This is a genomic window from Nocardia neocaledoniensis (genome assembly GCF_003182135.1).
Lineage (GTDB): Bacteria > Actinomycetota > Actinomycetes > Mycobacteriales > Mycobacteriaceae > Nocardia > Nocardia neocaledoniensis.
The window spans coordinates 39,986-56,897 of the sequence record NZ_QGTL01000014.1; the positions used below are offsets into that span (position 1 = coordinate 39,986).

Consider the following 16,912-nt stretch of genomic DNA (forward strand, 5'->3'; position numbering starts at 1 on the left):
CGGGGAGAGTGTTCGACCATGTTCGTCCTCACCCGACCTGCGAAAGATATTCGCTGTAGAACAGTCCGAGACCCACGGCGGCGGCGATGCCGGCCAGGATCCAGAACCTGATGATCACCGTGGTTTCAGCCCACTTGCTCAATTCGAAGTGGTGATGGAACGGCGCCATCTTGAACAACCGGTTACGGGTGGTGCGGAACACCGCCACCTGCAGCACCACCGACGCCGCCTCGGCGACGAACAGCGCGCCGATGACGACCATCAGCAGCTCGGTGCGGGTGGTGATCGAGAGCCCGGCGAGCATGCCGCCCAGGGCCAGCGAGCCGGTGTCGCCCATGAAGATCTTGGCGGGCGCGGCGTTCCACCACAGGAAGCCGATGCACGCGGCGGCCGCGGCGGCGCACACGAGCGCCAGGTCCAGCGGGTCGCGCACGTTGTAGCAGCCCGCCTCGGGGGCGGTCGAGCACGCGTTGCGGTACTGCCAGAAGGTGATGATCACGTAGGCGCCCAGAACCAGGCTCATCGAGCCCGCCGCCAGCCCGTCCAGGCCGTCGGTCAGGTTGACCGCGTTGGACCACGCCACCACGAGCAGGCACACCAGGATGACGAACACGATCGCGCCCAGCGACACCGTCGAGATGTCGCGCACGTAGGAGATGTGCTTGCTGCCGGGGGTGAGCCCGTTCTCGCCGCGGAACTGCAGCACCAGCACCGCGAAGATCACCGCGGCGCCGATCTGGCCGACGTACTTGCCCGCCGCGGACAGGCCGAGGTTGCGCTGTTTGCGCAGCTTGATGAAGTCGTCGAGGAACCCGACCACGCCCAGCGCGGTGGTGAGCCCGAGCACCAGCATGCCCGAGGCCGTCGGCCCCTCGGCGTTGTAGCCGATGCCGATCAGGTGCGAGCCGAGATAGCCCGCCCACATGCCGATCAGGATCGCGACACCGCCCATGGTGGGGGTTCCGCGCTTGGCCTGGTGGCTGGCCGGTCCGTCGACCCGGATCTCCTGGCCGAAGCCCTGCCTGGCGAAGACCCGGATCAGCAACGGCGTCAACAGGATCGACACCGCCAGTGCGATCCCCGCCGCGAAAAGAATCTGCCTCATCGACTGGCCTCCGTGCTACCTTCCCCTGCCCTGGTCAGGTGCTCGGCGACGGCCCACAGGCCGACCGCCTTCGACGCCTTGACCAGTACCACATCGCCCGCGGCGATCTCGTCGTCGAGCAGCGCGATCGCCGCGTCGATATCGGGCACGAGGACCGACTCCTCGCCCCATGAGCCTTCCATCACCGCGCCCTGGTGCATCCCCCGGGACGGCCGTCCGGTGCCGACCACGATCAATCGGTCGACGTCGAGGCGGACCGCGAGGCGGCCGATCGCGTCGTGTTCGATCACCGAGGTGTCGCCGAGTTCGCCCATCTCGCCGAGGACGGCCCAGCTGCGGCGCGGCTCCTCGCCCGCCTTGGCCAGGGTGACCAGCGCCTTGAGCGCGGCCCGCACCGAATCGGGGTTGGCGTTGTAGGAATCGTTGATGACGGTCACCCCGTCGGCCGTGGTGCGCACGTCCATGCGGCGCGCCGAGGCGGCGGTGGCGCCCGACAGCGCCGCCGCGATCGTCGCCAGGTCGGCGCCGCACTCCAGTGCGACGGCGGCCGCGGACAGCGCGTTGCCGACCTGGTGCTCGCCGTGCACGGCCAGCTGGACGGGCACCGACTGCCCGCCCGCGTGCAGGGTGAACCTGGCACGGGCCTGCTCGTCGGTGACGACGTCGGTGGCGCGGATGTCGGCGTCGCCGGACAGGCCGACCAGCACCACGCGGGCCTTCGTCCGCGAGGCCATGGCGGCGACATTCGGGTCGTCGGCGTTGAGGACGGCCAGGCCGTCGGCGGGCAGTGCCTCGACCAGCTCGCCCTTGGTCTGCGCGATGGCCTCGCGGCTGCCGAATTCGCCCAGGTGGGCGGTGCCGACATTGAGGACGACGCCGATGCGCGGCGGGGCGATCCTGGCGAGCGCGGCGATGTGGCCGGGGCCACGGGCGGAGAGCTCGAGCGCGAGGAACCTGGTGTCCGCGTCGGCGCGCAGCGCGGTCCACGGGTGACCGAGTTCGTTGTTGAACGAGCCGGGCGGCGCGACGACCGGTCCCAGCGGAGCCAGCACGGCGGCCAGCAGATCTTTGGTCGAGGTCTTGCCGGAGGACCCGGTGACCCCGACGACGGTGAGGCCGGTGCGCGCAGCCAGCCGCTCGGTGCTGACCCGCGCCAGCTCGGCGAGGGCGGCCAGCACGGCGGCGCCGGAGCCGTCGCTGTCGTGACTCAGCGCGACCGAGGTCGCCGGGACCGAGCCGAGCTCGGGGCCGACCACGATCGCCGGCACCCCGACCGGCCGGGCGGCCAGCACGGCGACCGCGCCCGCCGCCACGGCGTTCGCGGCGAAATCGTGTCCGTCGGAGGAGGCGCCCGGCAGCGCGAGGAACAGATCACCGGAACCGATTCGGCGCGAATCGAATTCGACCGAACCGGTCACCAGGGCCTGGGGGTCGGGTACGTCGTGCAGCTCGCCGCCGACGACGTCCGCGATCTCCCGCAGTGTCATCTCGATCATGAAACCGTCAAGTCCTCCGAGTCCGTCTGCGGACTGTGTCGTGTCTGCAGGGCTTCCAGCGCCGCCGCGACCACCTCGCGGTCGTCAAAGGGATGCTTGACGCCCTGGATCTCCTGCCCCGCCTCGTGGCCCTTGCCCGCGATGAGCACCACGTCGCCGGAACGCGCCCAGGCGAGGGCGGCGGCGATGGCCGCCGCGCGGTCACCGATCTCGCGGATCTCGCCGCGGTCGGTGGCCGGGAGTTCGTGCGCACCGGCCACCACGGCGGCCCTGATGGCCGCCGGGTCCTCGGTGCGTGGGTTGTCGTCGGTGACGATCACCAGGTCGGCGCCGCGCGCGGCGGCCGCGCCCATCAGCGGGCGCTTGGCCGCGTCCCGGTCGCCCCCGGCGCCGACGACGACGGCCAGCCTGCCGCGCCCGGCCTCGGTGAGGTGCCCGCGCAGCGTCGCCACCACCGATTCGACCGCGGCGGGCTTGTGCGCGTAGTCGACGACCGCGAGGAAGTCCTGGCCGCGTTCGACCCGCTGCATCCGGCCCGGCACGTCGACCGTGGCCAGCGCGGGCGCGGCGATCGCCGGATCGACGCCGGCCGCAGCGCAGGTCGCGACCGCGAGCAGGGCGTTGGCGACGTTGTAGCGTCCCGGCAGCCGCAGGCGCACGGCCAGCTCGCCGTCGGGCCCGGCCGCGGTGAACTCTTGTTCGCCGCCGGTGGCCCGCACCTCGCCGGTGACCTGCCAGGTGGCGGCGCCGCGATCGGCGGGCCCGGAGGAGGTAGCGGAGCGTGACCACGCAGGGACCTCGGTCGCGGCGCCGGCGGGTGCAGCGCCGACGGTGGAGACGGTGATCGGGTCGGCGAGGTCGCCGGCGAGCCGGGTGCCCCACTCGTCGTCGACGCAGATCACCGAGGTGCGCGCGGCGATCGGCGAATCCGCTTCGAAGAGTCGGCGTTTCGCGGCGAAGTAGTCCTCGAAGTCGGCGTGGAAGTCGAGGTGGTCCTGGGACAGGTTGGTGAACGCGCCGACCGCGAAGCGCACGCCGTCGACGCGGCCGAGCGCGAGCGCGTGGCTCGACACCTCCATCACGACCGCTTGCACGCCCTGCTCGACCATCGCCGCGAACATCGCGTGCAGCTGCGGGGCCTCGGGGGTGGTGAGCGCGCTGGGCACCCGCCTGCCGCCGATGCGGGTCTCGATCGTGCCGATCAGGCCGGTGGACAGCCCCGCCGCGACCAGCCCGGCCTCCACCAGATACGAGGTGGTGGTCTTGCCGGAGGTGCCGGTGATGCCGATGATGCGCAGCCGATCGCTCGGGTGACCGTAGATCTCGGCGGACAGTTCCCCGAGCACGGCGCGCGGGTTGTCGCGCACCAGCACCGGCACGGCGACCTCGCCGATCAGCGCGGCGCCCTCGGCGTCGGTGATCACGGCCACCGCGCCGCGGGCGAGGGCGTCGGCGGCGAAACGGGCGCCGTGCGAGGTGGCGCCGGGCAGGGCGGCGAACAGGTCGCCGGGGCGCACGGCGTTGGACCGTTGCTCGATGCCGGTGACCGTCGGTTCGGTGGGTACCGGCGTCGCCGAGGTGGCGCCGGTGAGGTCCAGCAGGGCCTGCAGCGACGTCGACGGCGGCGTGGTGGGCCGGAGCGCGTGCGGGCTGGACTGCGCGGGCACAAGGCTCCTCTCTGAGAGTGATCGAGCGCGTGGGCGAGACGAGCAGTCAGGTTACCGACGCGCAGTGTCGGACGGACAACGCGGGTTGTGCCAAGGCGCAGGAGTTAGAGCCCCGCCTCCAGCACGAGCTGCTTGGGCTCCGGTGAGGGCGGCACCCGGTCGCGCTGCAATGCCCAGGAGGCGATGGTGTGGAACAGCGGCGCGGCCGATCCGCCCCCGGTGCCGTCGGAGCTGCGGACCGGCGCGTCGAGCATCATGCCGATCACGTAGCGGGGGTTGTCGGCGGGCACCATGCCGGCGAAGGTGATGTAGTACGAGGAGGTCGAGTAGCACCGGCAGGCCGGGTCGACCTTCTGCGCGGTGCCGGTCTTGCCCGCCACCTGATAGCCCTCGATCGCGGCCTGCGGCCCGGTACCCATCTGGTAGCCCATCGGGTCCTTCTGCACGGTCGCCTGGAAGATCTGGCGCAGCGTCGCGGCCGTCTGCGGGCTCACCACGCGCACGCCGTCGGGCTGCAGTTCCTCGGTGCGGGTGCCGTCGGGGGCGACCTTGGCCTTGACGATGCGCGGCGGGATGCGCAGGCCGTCGTTGGCGATGGCCTGGTACATGCCGGTCATCTGCAGGGTCGTCATCGAAAGGCCCTGGCCGATGGGCAGGTTCGCGAACGTGCCGCCGGACCACTGGTCACGCGCGGGCACCAGGCCGGGGCTCTCGCCGGGCAGGCCGATGCCGGTGCGCTTGCCGAGGCCGAACCGGTCGATCATGTCGGCGAAGCGGTCCTCGCCCACCCGCTGCGCGAGCATGAGAGTGCCCACGTTGGAGGACTTTCCGAAGATGCCGGTGGTCGTGTAGGGCGCGGTACCGTGCTGCCAGGCGTCGTTGACGGTGACGCCCGACATCCGGATCGAGCCCGGTACCTGGAGCACCTCGTCGGGCGAGGTGAGCCCGTACTCGATGGCCGCGGCCGCGGTGATGATCTTGTTCACCGAGCCGGGTTCGAAAGGTTCGGAGACCGACGGGTTGCTCATGTTGGCCGAGGCCCAATGCTGGGGCCCCAGTGCGGGATTGAAGGTGTTGTCGTTGGCCATGGCCAGCACCTGGCCGGTCTTCGCGTCGAGCACCACCGCCGAGGCCGCCGACGCGCCGGACTGCTGCTTGGCCTGCTGCACCTGCTGCTGGACGAAGTACTGCATGTCCTCGTCGAGGGTGAGCTCGACACCATAGCCGTTGACGGCGGGCTGCTGATCGCGGTAGCTGCCCGGGATCACCGCGCCGTCGGAGCCGCGGTCGTAGGTGCGCGAACCGTCGGTGCCCGCGAGTACCGAGTCCAGCGCGGATTCCAGGCCGATCTGACCGTGCCCGTCCCAGCCGGTCGCGCCGACGACGTTGGCCGCCAGCACTCCGCCGGGGTATTCCCGCAGGTCCTGGCGCTCGGCGCCGACCTCGGGGAACTTGGCGACGATCTCGGCGGCCACCCGCGGATCGACATTGCGCGCGAGGTAGGTGAAGGTCTTGTCGCCGCGCAGCTTGTCCAGCAGCTCTTCCTCTTTCGGCGCGCCCGCGCCGAGCTTGTCGTGCACGAACTTCGCGATGTCCTTCAGCCGCTGCTCCGGATCGGGCGCGCTCGGCTTGGTCTTCTTGGCGTCGGCCAGCTGCTGACGCACCCGGACCGGCTGAAAGTGCAGGGCTTTCGCGGTGATGGTGAAGGCGAGCCGGTTGCCGTTGCGGTCGGTGATCGGACCGCGCACCGCGGCCTCGGTCTCCTTGGTGGTGCGCTGCGAGGCCGCCTGCGCCGAGAGCGCCGGCGCGGCGATGCTCTGCACGTACAGCAGTTGCAGCGCGACCACCGCCAGCGAGGCCAGCAGGGTGACCCGGCCGACGCCGAGGCGCAACCGGATGGGCCGGTCCGGGGAGAGCGAGCGCGTGCGGCGGGCCCTCGACGAGACCGGCCCGCGACGCTGTCGCGACGCGGGCCCGCTCTGCCTCATCGACCGTCCTCCGGAGCGACGATCCGCGGTGTCTCACTCGGGGCGCCGGTCGGGCGACCGCCCGGGCCGGGCGCGACACCCGGTGCGGGCGGCGGCGTGTCGGCGGGTAGGCCCTGCTCGGCGGGTGCGGTGGCCTCGGCGGGGTTCGGGCCGGCTTCGGCCGGTGCCGGAGCCGGACCGCCGGCCGGGACCTGTGGCTGTCCCTCGATCAGGCCATTGATCGGGGCGGGAGCCTGACCGTCCGGCACCGGGCCACTGATCGGGGCGGGAGCCTGGCCTTCCGGCGCCTGGCCGCTGATCGGGGCGGGAGCCTGGTTCGCCGGCGCTGTCGCGGGCAGACGACCGTTGGCGGGAGCCATCGGTGCCGGGCCGTCGGCGGGAGCCAGCGGCGCGGGCGCCTGTCCGTCGGCAGGGGCCGGTGCGGGCGCCTGTCCCTCGGCGGGCGCGAGCGGTGCGGGTGCCGTCCCCTCGGCGGGAGCGGTGGCGAGCGGGGCGGGCGCGACGGCCACCGCGGGCTGCGGCGCGACGGCCGGGGCCTGGGGCGCGGCCGGGGCACCGGCCTGCGGCGCACCGCCCTGCGGCGCCGGCGCGGCCTGCGCGGGGGCGGGCGCCTGGCTCGAGGACGGGAGGCCCGGCTGCACCGGGACCACCCGCTCGCCCTGCGCCTGCGCGTGCCCGGGGACCGGGCCGTTGGGGGTGGTGGTCGGCGGCGCGTTGAGCGGCGGCGCCGGCGCGCCCTGGGCGGGGCTGGGCGTCCCGATGACGGTCACCTCACCGCCGGGACCGAGCACCAGGCGAGCGGGGTCCTTGGCGGGGATCATGCCGAGTTCCCGTGCGCGCGCGGCCAATTCGGGAGCGGAGTCGGCGGCGGCGACCTCGCGCTGGAGTGCGGCGCGCTCGTCGGCGAGCTTGCGGTTGACGGCCCTGGCGTCGCCGAGCTGGTAGCTGTCCTCGGCGGCGCGGGTGGTGAGCAGCAGGGTGAGCGCGAGTCCGCAGCCGAGCAGACCGATGATCGCGGTGACGAAGGGGATCCGCCCGGCCATGCTCGACGCCCGTTCGGGCAACTCGATGCCGTCGAGGAGCTGCTCCCTGGTGCGCTTGCGCGCGTAGGCGCGCTGCGCGGCACCGGATTTCACCCGTTCGGCCGTCTCGGCGCGGCGGGCCGTCCGGCCCGGCACGGCGACGGTGCTCGTCCGCAGGCTCATCGTGTCCCCTCCTGTGTCCTCCCTGACCTCTCCGCGATCCGTTCGGCCGCGCGCATCCGCACCGGCGCGGATCGCGGATTGACCTCGATCTCGGACTCGGTCGCTTTCTCCGCGCCGCGGGTCAGCATCCGGAATTCCGGTCCCATACCGGGCAATTCGACCGGCAGATCCATCGGCGACCTGGAGACGATGCGTGGCGCGAATTCCTGCTTGACCAGCCGGTCCTCCAGCGACTGGTACGACATGACGCAGATCCGCCCGCCCACGCGCAGCGCGTCGAGGGCAGCGGGCAGCGCCGCGCGCAGCGAATCGAGCTCCCCGTTGACCTCCACCCGCAGGGCCTGGAAGGTGCGCTTGGCCGGATGTCCACCGGTGCGCCGCGCCGCGGCCGGGATGGTGTCGTAGAGCAGCTCGACCAGCTCGGCGCTGGTGGTGAACGGCTTGACCGCGCGCCTGCGCAGCACCTCGGAGGCGATCTTGCCCGCGAACCGTTCGTCGCCATAGGTTTTCAGCACCCGGGCCAGGTCACCGTGGCTGTAGGTGTTGAGCACGTCGGCGGCGGTCGGGCCGGTGGTGGGGTCCATCCGCATGTCCAGCGGCGCGTCGACGGAGTAGGCGAAGCCGCGGTCGGCCTCGTCGAGCTGCATCGAGGACACCCCGAGATCCATCAGAATCGCTGAGACGGAACCGGTTTCGGGCAGACCGGCCTCGGCGAGCGCGGCGGCGATGCCGTCGTAGCGGGTGTGCACCAGCGTGATCCGGTCGGCGTAGGGCGCGAGTCGCTCCCCGGCCAGCCGCAGTGCGGTGGTGTCGCGGTCGAGGCCGACCAGGCGCGCGTCCGGGTAGGTGCGCAGGAAGTGTTCGGCGTGCCCGCCGAGGCCGAGGGTCGCGTCGAGGTAGACCGCGCCCGGTTCGCTCAGCGCGGGACCGAGCAGTTCGTCGGCTCGTTCGAGCAGGACCGGCACATGACGGGGGTTCTCGGTGTCATGGTTCACCTCGACCTCCCGGGATACTGCCTCGCGTCGCAGACGGGTCGCCTTGCCACACAGTGCTTTCGAATGAGATTTGCGATGAGCGAATGCGTCGAGGTCTCTGACCGAGGCGCGGCACCTGGCGTCGGGGAAGTACGTCAGGGTCCGCGCCCGGGCAGAGGCCTCGCAGCACTCGCGTGCTCCGGCTAGAAGATCCCGCCCAGCGACTCGTCTCTGGCTTGCGCGTAGTCCTCCTCGTGCTCGGCGAGGTAGGACTCCCACGCCTGCTTGTCCCATATCTCGAGGAAGTCGACCGAACCGATCACCACGCAATCCCGCGCGAGATTGGCGTAGCGCCGATGGTCCGGCGACAGCGTGATCCGGCCCTGTGCGTCCGGACGTTGCTCGTCGGTGCCCGCCGCCAGCGCGCGGACGAAAGCCCTTGCCTGCGGATTGCTTCGAGACGCCGCCGCGGCCCGCCGCGCGAGCGCGGTGAACTCGTCTTTCGGATACACGGCCAGGCTGTGGTCTTGACCTTTGGTGACCATCAACCCTCCCGCCAGATCGTCTCGGAACTTCGCAGGCAACGTCAGTCGCCCTTTGTCGTCCAATCGGGGGGTGTAGGTACCGAGAAACATCCCGGCCACCTCCCTACTGGATCACCTCGCCGTACGGCCTCTCCTGTAGTGCGCGACCCACATTACCCCACTTTCCCCCACTTTCAATCGAAACCCCGGGTGATCCTGGTCCCCGCCGGCACAATTCCGCAGGTCATGCCAGCTATCACCGAGATTCGCGACTATCGCGTGTTCGGACAACCCGCGCGGGTCGGCAACCTGCGGTTCCGACAACGTTCAGCAAACTTCGCAGGTGCGACGGGCGCGCACACGCCCCGTGACCGCGCGCGGGAGCGAGGTGGGGAACGGTGGGGAAGGTGGGGGAACCGCCCTGATCACGCCGTCACGAGGGGGATCGGGCACAGAACAGGCGAAGGCGGCGCCGCACCCCACTGGGTGCGGCGCCGCCTTCGATGCCGTCGCGCTCCGGCTACAGCGGAGCTATTCCTGCTCGAACCTTCGGCGGAACCGGTCTTCCATCCGCTCGGAGAAGCCGCCCGACTTGCGGGGCCGGCCACCGCGACCGGACGAGCCGCCCGACGGGCTCGCGCCCGACGCGGAGGTCTCGGACGAGTCCTGATGAGCGGACTTGCGGGAGTTGCCGATCATGAGCAGGACTCCGGCGCCGAACATGGCGATGAAGCCGACGAGGCTGATGATCGGGAAGCCGCCCGGCTTGAACGGGGCGGCCAGGCCGGCGACGAGCAGGAACAGGCCGACGGCGAACAGCGCCGCCGCCTGCAGTCTGCGTCGACTCGACGTGGAGCGAAGGCGTCCGCCGCGGACGGACGAGGCGAACTTCGGATCCTCAGCATAGAGAGCGCTCTCGATCTGTTCGAGCATGCGCTGCTCGTGCTCGGAGAGTGGCACGGTACCTCCCCCGGCACTAGGCGTGGCTGGTCGCCTCCGGGTAGGCGACGGGTAGCCGACCTTGGCGGCTATCTGCTCCCCATGATACGAGTTCGATCGAAGCCGTACCACCTACTCGGTGATAACTAAGCGGTCATGTCCCGGTCGCGGCCCGGCTGCGGGCGTGTCTTGGCCGCGGCGACCAGCGCGTCGTCGATGTCGTAGAGGAATGCGCCCACGCGTGAACAGAACTCGTCGGCCCTGGTGTCGGTGATCTTGCGATCGAGGCCGGCCTCCAGATCGGCCCGCAGCTGCGAATGGGCCTCGAAGTAGTCGGCCCACATCGCGAACTCGGGTGTCGCACGTCTCAGCAGGACCCACGCGCTGCGCGAGCGCGCCCGCGGCGCCCGGTCGGCGCCGGTGAGCGCGATCATGGCGCCCGCGCCGCGCAGGGCGGCCAGGTAGGCCGTGCGGAAGCGCTCCCCCGGCTCGTGCTCCCAGGCCGAATCGGTGAGCAGGGCATCGGCCTGCCGTAGCAGGCCGCCCGCGCGACCGTCGTGCCCCGCGTGCTCCCGACCATCGTTGCGACCAGCCATCTGCTGCCCCTTTCGCCCCTCGCACAGATCGAACAAGCATTCGAACGTTTGAATTGGGTTTGAATATAGGGACACCCACCGACAACTTCCGCGCCTGCGCGCCAGCGACGAGAGCCATGACAGCCGTCAAGCCGAATCACACCACCCCCGCACCCGTGGTCGTCGACCTCAGTGTCGCCGCCCTGCGCGCGCGCCTGCACGACGCGCTGTCGGTCTATGTGGCAGCCATGGACTATCCCCGCGGCACCGAGCACCACCGTGCCCCGATGTGGACCGAGCACACCACCCGCGCCGGGTGGCGGGCCGTGGCCGCCGTGCTGCCCGACGACTCCGGCGCGGTCGACCTGCGCACCGCGCCGATCGTCGCGATCGCCTACGGCTACAGCGGCGCGCCGCGGCAGTGGTGGCATCAGCAGGTGCACACCGGCATGCGCCGCTGCGGCTGGCCCGAGGCCGCCGCCCGCGATCTGCTCGCCGACTACTTCGAGCTCACCGAGCTGCACGTGCACCCGGCGGCCCAGGGCCGCGGCATCGGCTCGACGCTGCTCGAGCGGCTGCTGGCGGACCGGCCGGAGGCCGCGGTGCTGCTGTCGACGCCGGAGGTCCCCGAGGAGGCCAACCGGGCCTGGCGGCTGTACCGGCGGGCCGGGTTCACCGACGTGATCCGCAATTTCGTGTTCGCGGGCGACACCAGGCCGTTCGCCATCCTGGGGCGGCGTCTGCCGCTGCCGGGCAGCCGGGCGTGAGGGCGGCGGGGACGACCGTCGTCGTCGGTTCGGGGCACAACGCGCTGGTCGCCGCCTGCTACCTGGCGCGGGCCGGTCAGCGGGTAACAGTGCTCGAGCGCGACGAGGTGCCCGGCGGCGCGGTCTCGACGGTCGAGCGGTTCCCCGGTCATCTGGTGGATCGCGGGTCCTCGGCGCACATCATGATCCGGCACAGCGGGATCATCGAGGAGCTCGAGCTCGCCCGCTTCGGGCTGCGCTATCTCGACTGCGATCCCTGGGGTTTCACCCCGTCCGACGGCGTGCGCCCGCCGATCGTCTTCCACCGGGATCTCGACGCCACCTGCGCCTCGATCGCGGCCGCCTGTGGCGCGCGCGACGCCGACGCCTACCGCCGCTTCGTCGCGGTGTGGGGCGAGCGCAGCGCACGGGTGATGCGGTCCTTCGGCGGGCCGCCGACCCCCGGCCGCCTGCTGCGTTCGTTCTGGGGGCTGGACGCGCGCGACGGCGGGAGCGCGCTGTCGCGGGAATTCCTGCAGACCGGGGACGCGCTGCTGGACTACTGGTTCGACGACGAGCGGCTCAAGGCCTCGCTGGCCTGGTTCGGCGCGCAGTCGGGCCCGCCGATGTCGGAGCCCGGCTCGGCGCCGATGGCGGGTTTCGCCGCGCTCATGCACCGGCTGCCGCCCGGCCGGGCCGTGGGGGGAAGTGGGGCGTTGAGCGCCGCGCTGATCGCCCGGCTGCGGGCCGACGGGGGTGAGCTGCACCTCGGGGACGCCGTGACCGTCCTGCGCCGCGACGGCGACGGCTGGCTGGTGCGGACGGCGTCGGGACGAGAACTGCGCGCCGACACGGTGATCGCGGGCTCGCACATCCTGACCACGCTGGACCTGCTGCGCGCCGGTGATTTCGACGCGGGCACCATCGACGACTGGCAGCGGCGGATCCGGGTCGGCCCCGGCATCGGCATGGTGGTGCGCGTGGCCACCGATCGCCTCCCGGAGTACCCCGGCGCGTCGGCCGGCGAGTCGGCCCGCGGACTGCAGTTCCTGGTCAGCGACCGCAACCAGCTGCGGCTGGCGCACGGCGCGGCCATGGGCGGAACGCTGCCCCCGCGCCCGGTGGTGCTCGCCATGAGTTTCAGCGCGCTCGACCCGAGCATCGCCCCGCCCGGCGAGCATCAGCTCTCGCTGTGGGCGCAATGGCATCCCTACGCGCTGGCCGACGGCAGCGACTGGGCGGCGCACGCCGAGCGCGAGGCGGACCGCGTGATCGCCGAGGTGGAGCGGTACGCACCGGGATTCGCGTCCTCGGTGCGGCAGCGCTTCGTGCAGACGCCTGTCGACCTCGAGCGGGAGATGGGCCTGCGCGGCGGCAATGTGATGCACGTCGAGATGTCGCTGGACCAGATGATGCTGTGGCGGCCGCTGCCGGAACTGTCGGGGCAGCGGGTTCCCGGCGCCCCCGGCCTCTACCTCACCGGCGCCTCGACCCACCCGGGCGGCGGCGTCTCCGGCGCGAGCGGGCGCAGCGCCGCCCGGCTGCTCCTCGGCGACCGGCGCAAGCGACGATTCACCCTGCCGCGCAGACGATGACGGCGCCCCGAAGCCCGTGGCTCTTCCCACCACCGACGGCCGGCCCCGGATCGCGCTGGTCGCGGGAACCCGGGGACGCCGAGCGGCCGCGCCGGTGGCCGCGATGAGCGGCGGCGATCGATCGCGCGAGGTGATCCGGCATGGGGTCGGCGCGGTCCGTGTGTGGACGCGTGCCGAACCGCTCCGGGTGATCCCCGCGGTGTCGGCGGTGCTGCTGGTGCTCGTCCAGATCACCTACCCGCTCAGCGCGGGTGCGGCGCGGGATCGGATCACCGTCGCGGTGGTGCTGCTGACGGTGGCGACGGCGCTGCTGCACGCCGTGACGACGCGCGGAGTGCGCTGGGCCGCCGGATTCTTCGTCGTCGTGTCCGGGCTCGGTCTCCTCGCCGAGATGATCGGGACGGCCACCGGATACCCGTTCGGCGCCTACTCTTACGCCGTCGACCGGCTCGGACCCGCGCTCGCCGACGTGCCACTGATCGTCCCGCTGGCCTGGACCGGGGGTCTGTACCCGATCTGGATCGTCGCCGGACTGCTCACCGACGCACACCGGATGCCGGGCCCCTCATCCCGACACCGAGCCGAGCCCCACACCGAACGGCGCGCCGACTCAGCGCTTCCGGAGGCCGACGCCGCGGAGCGACAGGCCACTGCCATCGAACCTGGCGGCCTGCGTGCCGACGATCGCCTGCCCACGGGTGACTTCGCGACGGGACAGGCCGCCGCCGGTACCCGGACCGGCGCGACGAGCGTGCGACGCTGCGGCGTGTTCGTCCTCGGTGCGGTGGGCTGGGATCTCTTCCTGGATCCGCAGATGGTGGCCGACGGGCAGTGGACCTGGCGCGTCACCGACGCCGGACTGCCCGGAATCCCCCAGATCCCGTATACGAACTATCTCGGCTGGGCGCTGGTCGCGACGCTCATGGCGGTGCTGCTGGCAGTGCTCGACCGACGGCTTCCCCCCGCGCGGGACGATTCCGTGGCGGTCCCGGTCGCCGTGTTCGCCTGGACCTGGCTCGGTTCCACGCTCGCGCACGCGGTCTTCCTCGGCTTGCCCGCGGCGGCGGCCTGGGGTTTCGCGGGGCTCGGGTTGCTCGGCATCCCCCTGCTCGCGCGCCACGCCCGCGCCGGCTGACCGGGCCGCCTCGCCGAATTCTCCGGGGAAACGCCTGTTCGGTGCCGGTCGGTGGCACGGGGTGGGCCCGTCGTGTGGGTTCTCGGGCCCGGGCCTGGCACGATGTCACCCGTGCAGCCGAGTCCCGTCGCCGACATGCCCACGCCGTCACCGCGCCGTTCCGTCCTCGCGCGGCGCGTCGCCGCCGTCACCGTTCTGCTGGCCCTGTTGGTGTCCGCGCTGACCGGGTGCCTGCGGGTGCAGGTGTCGATGGGCGTGTCGTCCAACGACCGGGTGTCGGGCCGCATCGTGGCCGCGGTGGTGCCGACCAACTCCGAGGACAAGGGCCCGCAGCTGAAGGCGCCCGACCAGTTGGCGGCCAAGGTGCGGGTGGAGAAGTACAACCAGGACGGTTTCGTCGGCACCCAGGTGTTCTTCGACGACCTGTCCTTCGGCGAGGTCGGCCAGCTGGGCGGCCTGTCGGATCAGACGCAGGGGCTGTTCACCCTGGAGTTCAAGCGCAGTGGCGATCTGGTGAGCCTCACCGGGCGCGTCGATCTGGAATCGCTGCCGCCGCAGGGCTCGGACGTGCAGTTCTCCATCGCGTTCCCCGCCCGCGTCGCCAAGACCAACGGCACCCGCGAGGGCGACAACACCGTGTCGTGGAAGCTGCCCGCGGGCGAGACCTCCTCGCTGCGCGCCGAGGTGAAGTACGCCGACCCGAACACCCGCTCGTTCGCGGGCTGGGCGGGCATCGTCGGCGGCATCACCCTGGCCGTCGCCGCGCTCGTCGCGGGACTGGCCTTCCGTGACCGCAACCCCGCCGCGCCGAACGCGCCGCGCGGCCGGTTCTCGCCACGGGAGATGTGGGACGAGATCGCCCGGCGCAGGCTCGGCCGCTGACATGGGCGCGGCGGGACGCACGCTGACCTGGGCCGGAACCGGCCTGGCCGCGCTCGGCGCGAGCACCGCCCTCTACAACCTGGCCACCCTGCGCACCCTGCCGCGCCGGGTCTCCGGCGTGATCGAGCCGGTGACGGTCTGCGTCCCCGCCCGGAACGAAGCCGACCGGCTGCCCGCCCTGATCGCCGATCTGCGCGCCCAGACCGGCGTCCCCCGGCTGCGCGTGCTCATCCTCGACGACGCCTCCACCGACGGCACCTACGAGGCCGCGATCGCCGCGATCGCGGGCGACGACCGCTTCAGCGTGCTCCGTTCGGCCGCCCACCCGGCGCCCGGCTGGACCGGCAAGGCCGCCGCCTGCGCGCGCCTGGCCGCCCGCACCGCCGCCGCCGCGCTGGTCTTCGTCGACGCCGATGTGCGCCTGGCGCCGCACGCCGTCGCGGCAGCGGTCACCGAATTGCGCGGGCGCGGAGCAGGTCTGGTGTCGGCGTGGCCGGTGCAGCGAGCCGGGTCGCCGACGGAGCGGCTGGTGCAGCCGCTGCTGGCGTGGTCGTGGGCGTCCACCCTGCCGCTCGGTCCGGCCAATCACAGCCTGCGCCCGTCGACTGCCGTGGCGTGCGGGCAGTTCCTCGCGGTCGACGCGGCCGCCTATCGCGCCGGTGGCGGTCACGCCGGGGTGGCCGCGAGCGCGACGGAGGACCTCGACCTGGCCAGGGCGCTGCGCCGGGCCGGGCATCGCACGGCGCTGGTCACCGCAGGCCCGGCGGCCACGACCCGGATGTACACCGGGGCGGCCGAACTCACCGACGGCTACACCCGCTGGCTGTGGTCGGCCTACGGCGGCCGCGTCGACGCGGGTGCGGCAGTGGGAGTCGTTGCCGCGCTGGCCTATTGGGTGCCGCCACTGGCACTGCTGCTCGGTCGCGGGCAGGTCCGCCGCGCGGGGCTGCTGGGCTATCTCGCCGCCGTCGCCGGCCGGCTCGTCGCCCGGCGCATCGAGACCCGCGAGCGCCCCACCGGCACCGACCTCGCCTCGGCGCTGGCCCACCCCGTTGGCGTCCTGAAGTACCTGTCACTGTGGGCCCGCTCGCACCGCCGCCGCCGTTCCGGCGACCTGCGCTGGAAGCAGCGGCCACTCGTCACCCCGGTCAGCGTGCCCGCCGCCGACCGTCTGGGCTGAAGGCAGAGCGGCGCGAGTCCCGCGTCTCGCCGTCAACCGGGCGATCACGCGCGGTCCGACGGGCGGCGATTCGCCACCCGCGCCCGCACGGCACGGACTTCGGTGATCGCGGCGCGCTGAGCGATCGGATCGAGCCGTCGAGTGCGCCCCGGGCCGCGAGATCGGCTCAGGGCACCTCGGTGATGCCGACCGTCGGGAAGAAGAAGCAGGAACGGCCCGCGTTGTCGGTGGTGCCGAAGACGGCGGCCAGCACCGTGCCGTGGCCGGTGTCCACGGGGACCGCGCGCACCCCGCCGACGGGGATCGCGGTGAACAGGAAGTCGCGGATTGCCGTCTCGGCCAGAGGCCGCAGCTCGACCGGGACCTCGGGCGGGACCAGCGCGCGGACGATGTCGGCGATAGACCCCATCGAGGCCATCCCGCCGCGGCCGGTGCTGATGTTGAGCCAGGCCACCTGCATGCCGGAGGTCTTGGTGGCGGCGGTGTCGGGGGCGAGCCCGTAGGGCAGGAAGGTGAACATGGTCTGCCCGGACTTCACCGCGGTGAGATCGAGGCCGGGGATCTGGACGGTGTTCGACGGCCACGGGCCCGGCACCGCCCCCGCGACGGCGGGCACGAGACCGAGCCCGTCACCGGCACAGTTCGCGGCGACCGTCGGGTACAGGAACGGCTGCACACCGAGGGATTCGAGGGTGGCGACGACGCTCTGATAGGCGCCGAGAAGATCGCCGGGGCCCGCGGTGTAGGCGGCGGGCGCATCCCTGGTTACCGCGGGTTCGGCCGCCGCGGTCGGCGCGGCGAGCAGGAGCGCGGCGGCGCAGGCCGCCAGCGTGGTGAGCGTGGTCTTCCGACGCGGATCGAACACGGCGCACTCCTCATCGACGTGAAGAAGGCCGAGGCT

The 16,912-nt window shown here is 72.5% G+C and carries 14 protein-coding genes and 1 pseudogene; 5 read left to right on the plus strand and 10 right to left on the minus strand.

Annotated elements, in window-relative coordinates:
• Positions 1–28 precede the first annotated feature (28 nt).
• The 9 genes and pseudogenes from mraY to DFR69_RS28605 all read right to left on the minus strand — a co-directional run bounded on the left by mraY (position 29) and on the right by DFR69_RS28605 (position 10,494).
• Positions 29–1,105 (minus strand): phospho-N-acetylmuramoyl-pentapeptide-transferase, encoded by a 1,077-nt coding sequence (mraY, locus tag DFR69_RS28565; protein WP_110040767.1) that lies wholly within the window; start codon positions 1,103–1,105, stop codon positions 29–31.
• Entirely contained in the window at positions 1,102–2,601 is a 1,500-nt protein-coding gene (locus DFR69_RS28570; protein WP_110040768.1) for a UDP-N-acetylmuramoyl-tripeptide--D-alanyl-D-alanine ligase, read from the minus strand. The genes mraY and DFR69_RS28570 overlap by 4 nt, the downstream gene beginning before the upstream one ends.
• Positions 2,598–4,268 (minus strand): UDP-N-acetylmuramoyl-L-alanyl-D-glutamate--2,6-diaminopimelate ligase, encoded by a 1,671-nt coding sequence (locus tag DFR69_RS28575; protein WP_110040769.1) that lies wholly within the window; start codon positions 4,266–4,268, stop codon positions 2,598–2,600. The genes DFR69_RS28570 and DFR69_RS28575 overlap by 4 nt, the downstream gene beginning before the upstream one ends.
• Before the next feature lie 104 nt (positions 4,269–4,372).
• A complete protein-coding gene (locus DFR69_RS28580; RefSeq protein WP_110040770.1) occupies positions 4,373–6,256 on the minus strand; it encodes a peptidoglycan D,D-transpeptidase FtsI family protein in 1,884 nt (627 codons plus the stop codon).
• Positions 6,253–7,461, minus strand: a complete 1,209-nt coding sequence (gene ftsL / locus DFR69_RS34910; RefSeq protein WP_208644063.1) for a cell division protein FtsL — start codon at positions 7,459–7,461, stop codon at positions 6,253–6,255. Before ftsL ends, DFR69_RS28580 begins: the two co-directional genes overlap by 4 nt.
• A pseudogene (gene rsmH, locus DFR69_RS28590) lies at positions 7,458–8,611 on the minus strand (16S rRNA (cytosine(1402)-N(4))-methyltransferase RsmH). The gene ftsL and the pseudogene rsmH overlap by 4 nt, the downstream one beginning before the upstream one ends.
• Before the next feature lie 27 nt (positions 8,612–8,638).
• The gene (mraZ, locus tag DFR69_RS28595; RefSeq protein ID WP_110040885.1) at positions 8,639–9,070 is read right to left on the minus strand and encodes a division/cell wall cluster transcriptional repressor MraZ; all 432 of its coding nucleotides are present in this window, start codon (positions 9,068–9,070) and stop codon (positions 8,639–8,641) included.
• 420 nt (positions 9,071–9,490) lie between these two features.
• Positions 9,491–9,919, minus strand: a complete 429-nt coding sequence (locus DFR69_RS28600) for a DUF3040 domain-containing protein (protein WP_110040772.1) — start codon at positions 9,917–9,919, stop codon at positions 9,491–9,493.
• Between the two features lie 125 nt (positions 9,920–10,044).
• Complete coding sequence (locus DFR69_RS28605) at positions 10,045–10,494, minus strand: SAV_6107 family HEPN domain-containing protein (protein WP_110040773.1); 450 nt, start codon at positions 10,492–10,494, stop codon at positions 10,045–10,047.
• 116 nt (positions 10,495–10,610) lie between these two features.
• Between DFR69_RS28605 and DFR69_RS28610 the strand changes: the two genes are divergently transcribed.
• From DFR69_RS28610 to DFR69_RS28630, 5 genes are all read left to right on the plus strand, one after another.
• Complete coding sequence (locus DFR69_RS28610) at positions 10,611–11,240, plus strand: GNAT family N-acetyltransferase (RefSeq protein ID WP_110040774.1); 630 nt, start codon at positions 10,611–10,613, stop codon at positions 11,238–11,240.
• A complete protein-coding gene (locus DFR69_RS28615; RefSeq protein ID WP_110040775.1) occupies positions 11,237–12,814 on the plus strand; it encodes a phytoene desaturase family protein in 1,578 nt (525 codons plus the stop codon). The genes DFR69_RS28610 and DFR69_RS28615 overlap by 4 nt, the downstream gene beginning before the upstream one ends.
• Positions 12,815–12,830: 16 nt before the next feature.
• Positions 12,831–13,949: a carotenoid biosynthesis protein gene (locus tag DFR69_RS28620; protein ID WP_244198502.1), complete on the plus strand. Its 1,119-nt coding sequence runs from the start codon at positions 12,831–12,833 to the stop codon at positions 13,947–13,949.
• Between the two features lie 135 nt (positions 13,950–14,084).
• Positions 14,085–14,831: an LppM family (lipo)protein gene (locus tag DFR69_RS28625; protein WP_110040887.1), complete on the plus strand. Its 747-nt coding sequence runs from the start codon at positions 14,085–14,087 to the stop codon at positions 14,829–14,831.
• Position 14,832: 1 nt separating this feature from the next.
• Positions 14,833–16,011, plus strand: coding sequence for a glycosyltransferase family 2 protein (locus DFR69_RS28630; protein WP_110040776.1), 1,179 nt, complete (start codon positions 14,833–14,835; stop codon positions 16,009–16,011).
• A 166-nt stretch (positions 16,012–16,177) separates the two neighbouring features.
• On the opposite strand, the gene DFR69_RS28635 is transcribed toward DFR69_RS28630, so the two are convergent.
• Positions 16,178–16,876 carry a hypothetical protein gene (locus DFR69_RS28635; RefSeq protein WP_110040777.1) on the minus strand — a complete coding sequence of 233 codons (699 nt, stop codon included), beginning with the start codon at positions 16,874–16,876 and terminating at the stop codon, positions 16,178–16,180.
• Positions 16,877–16,912 lie beyond the last annotated feature (36 nt).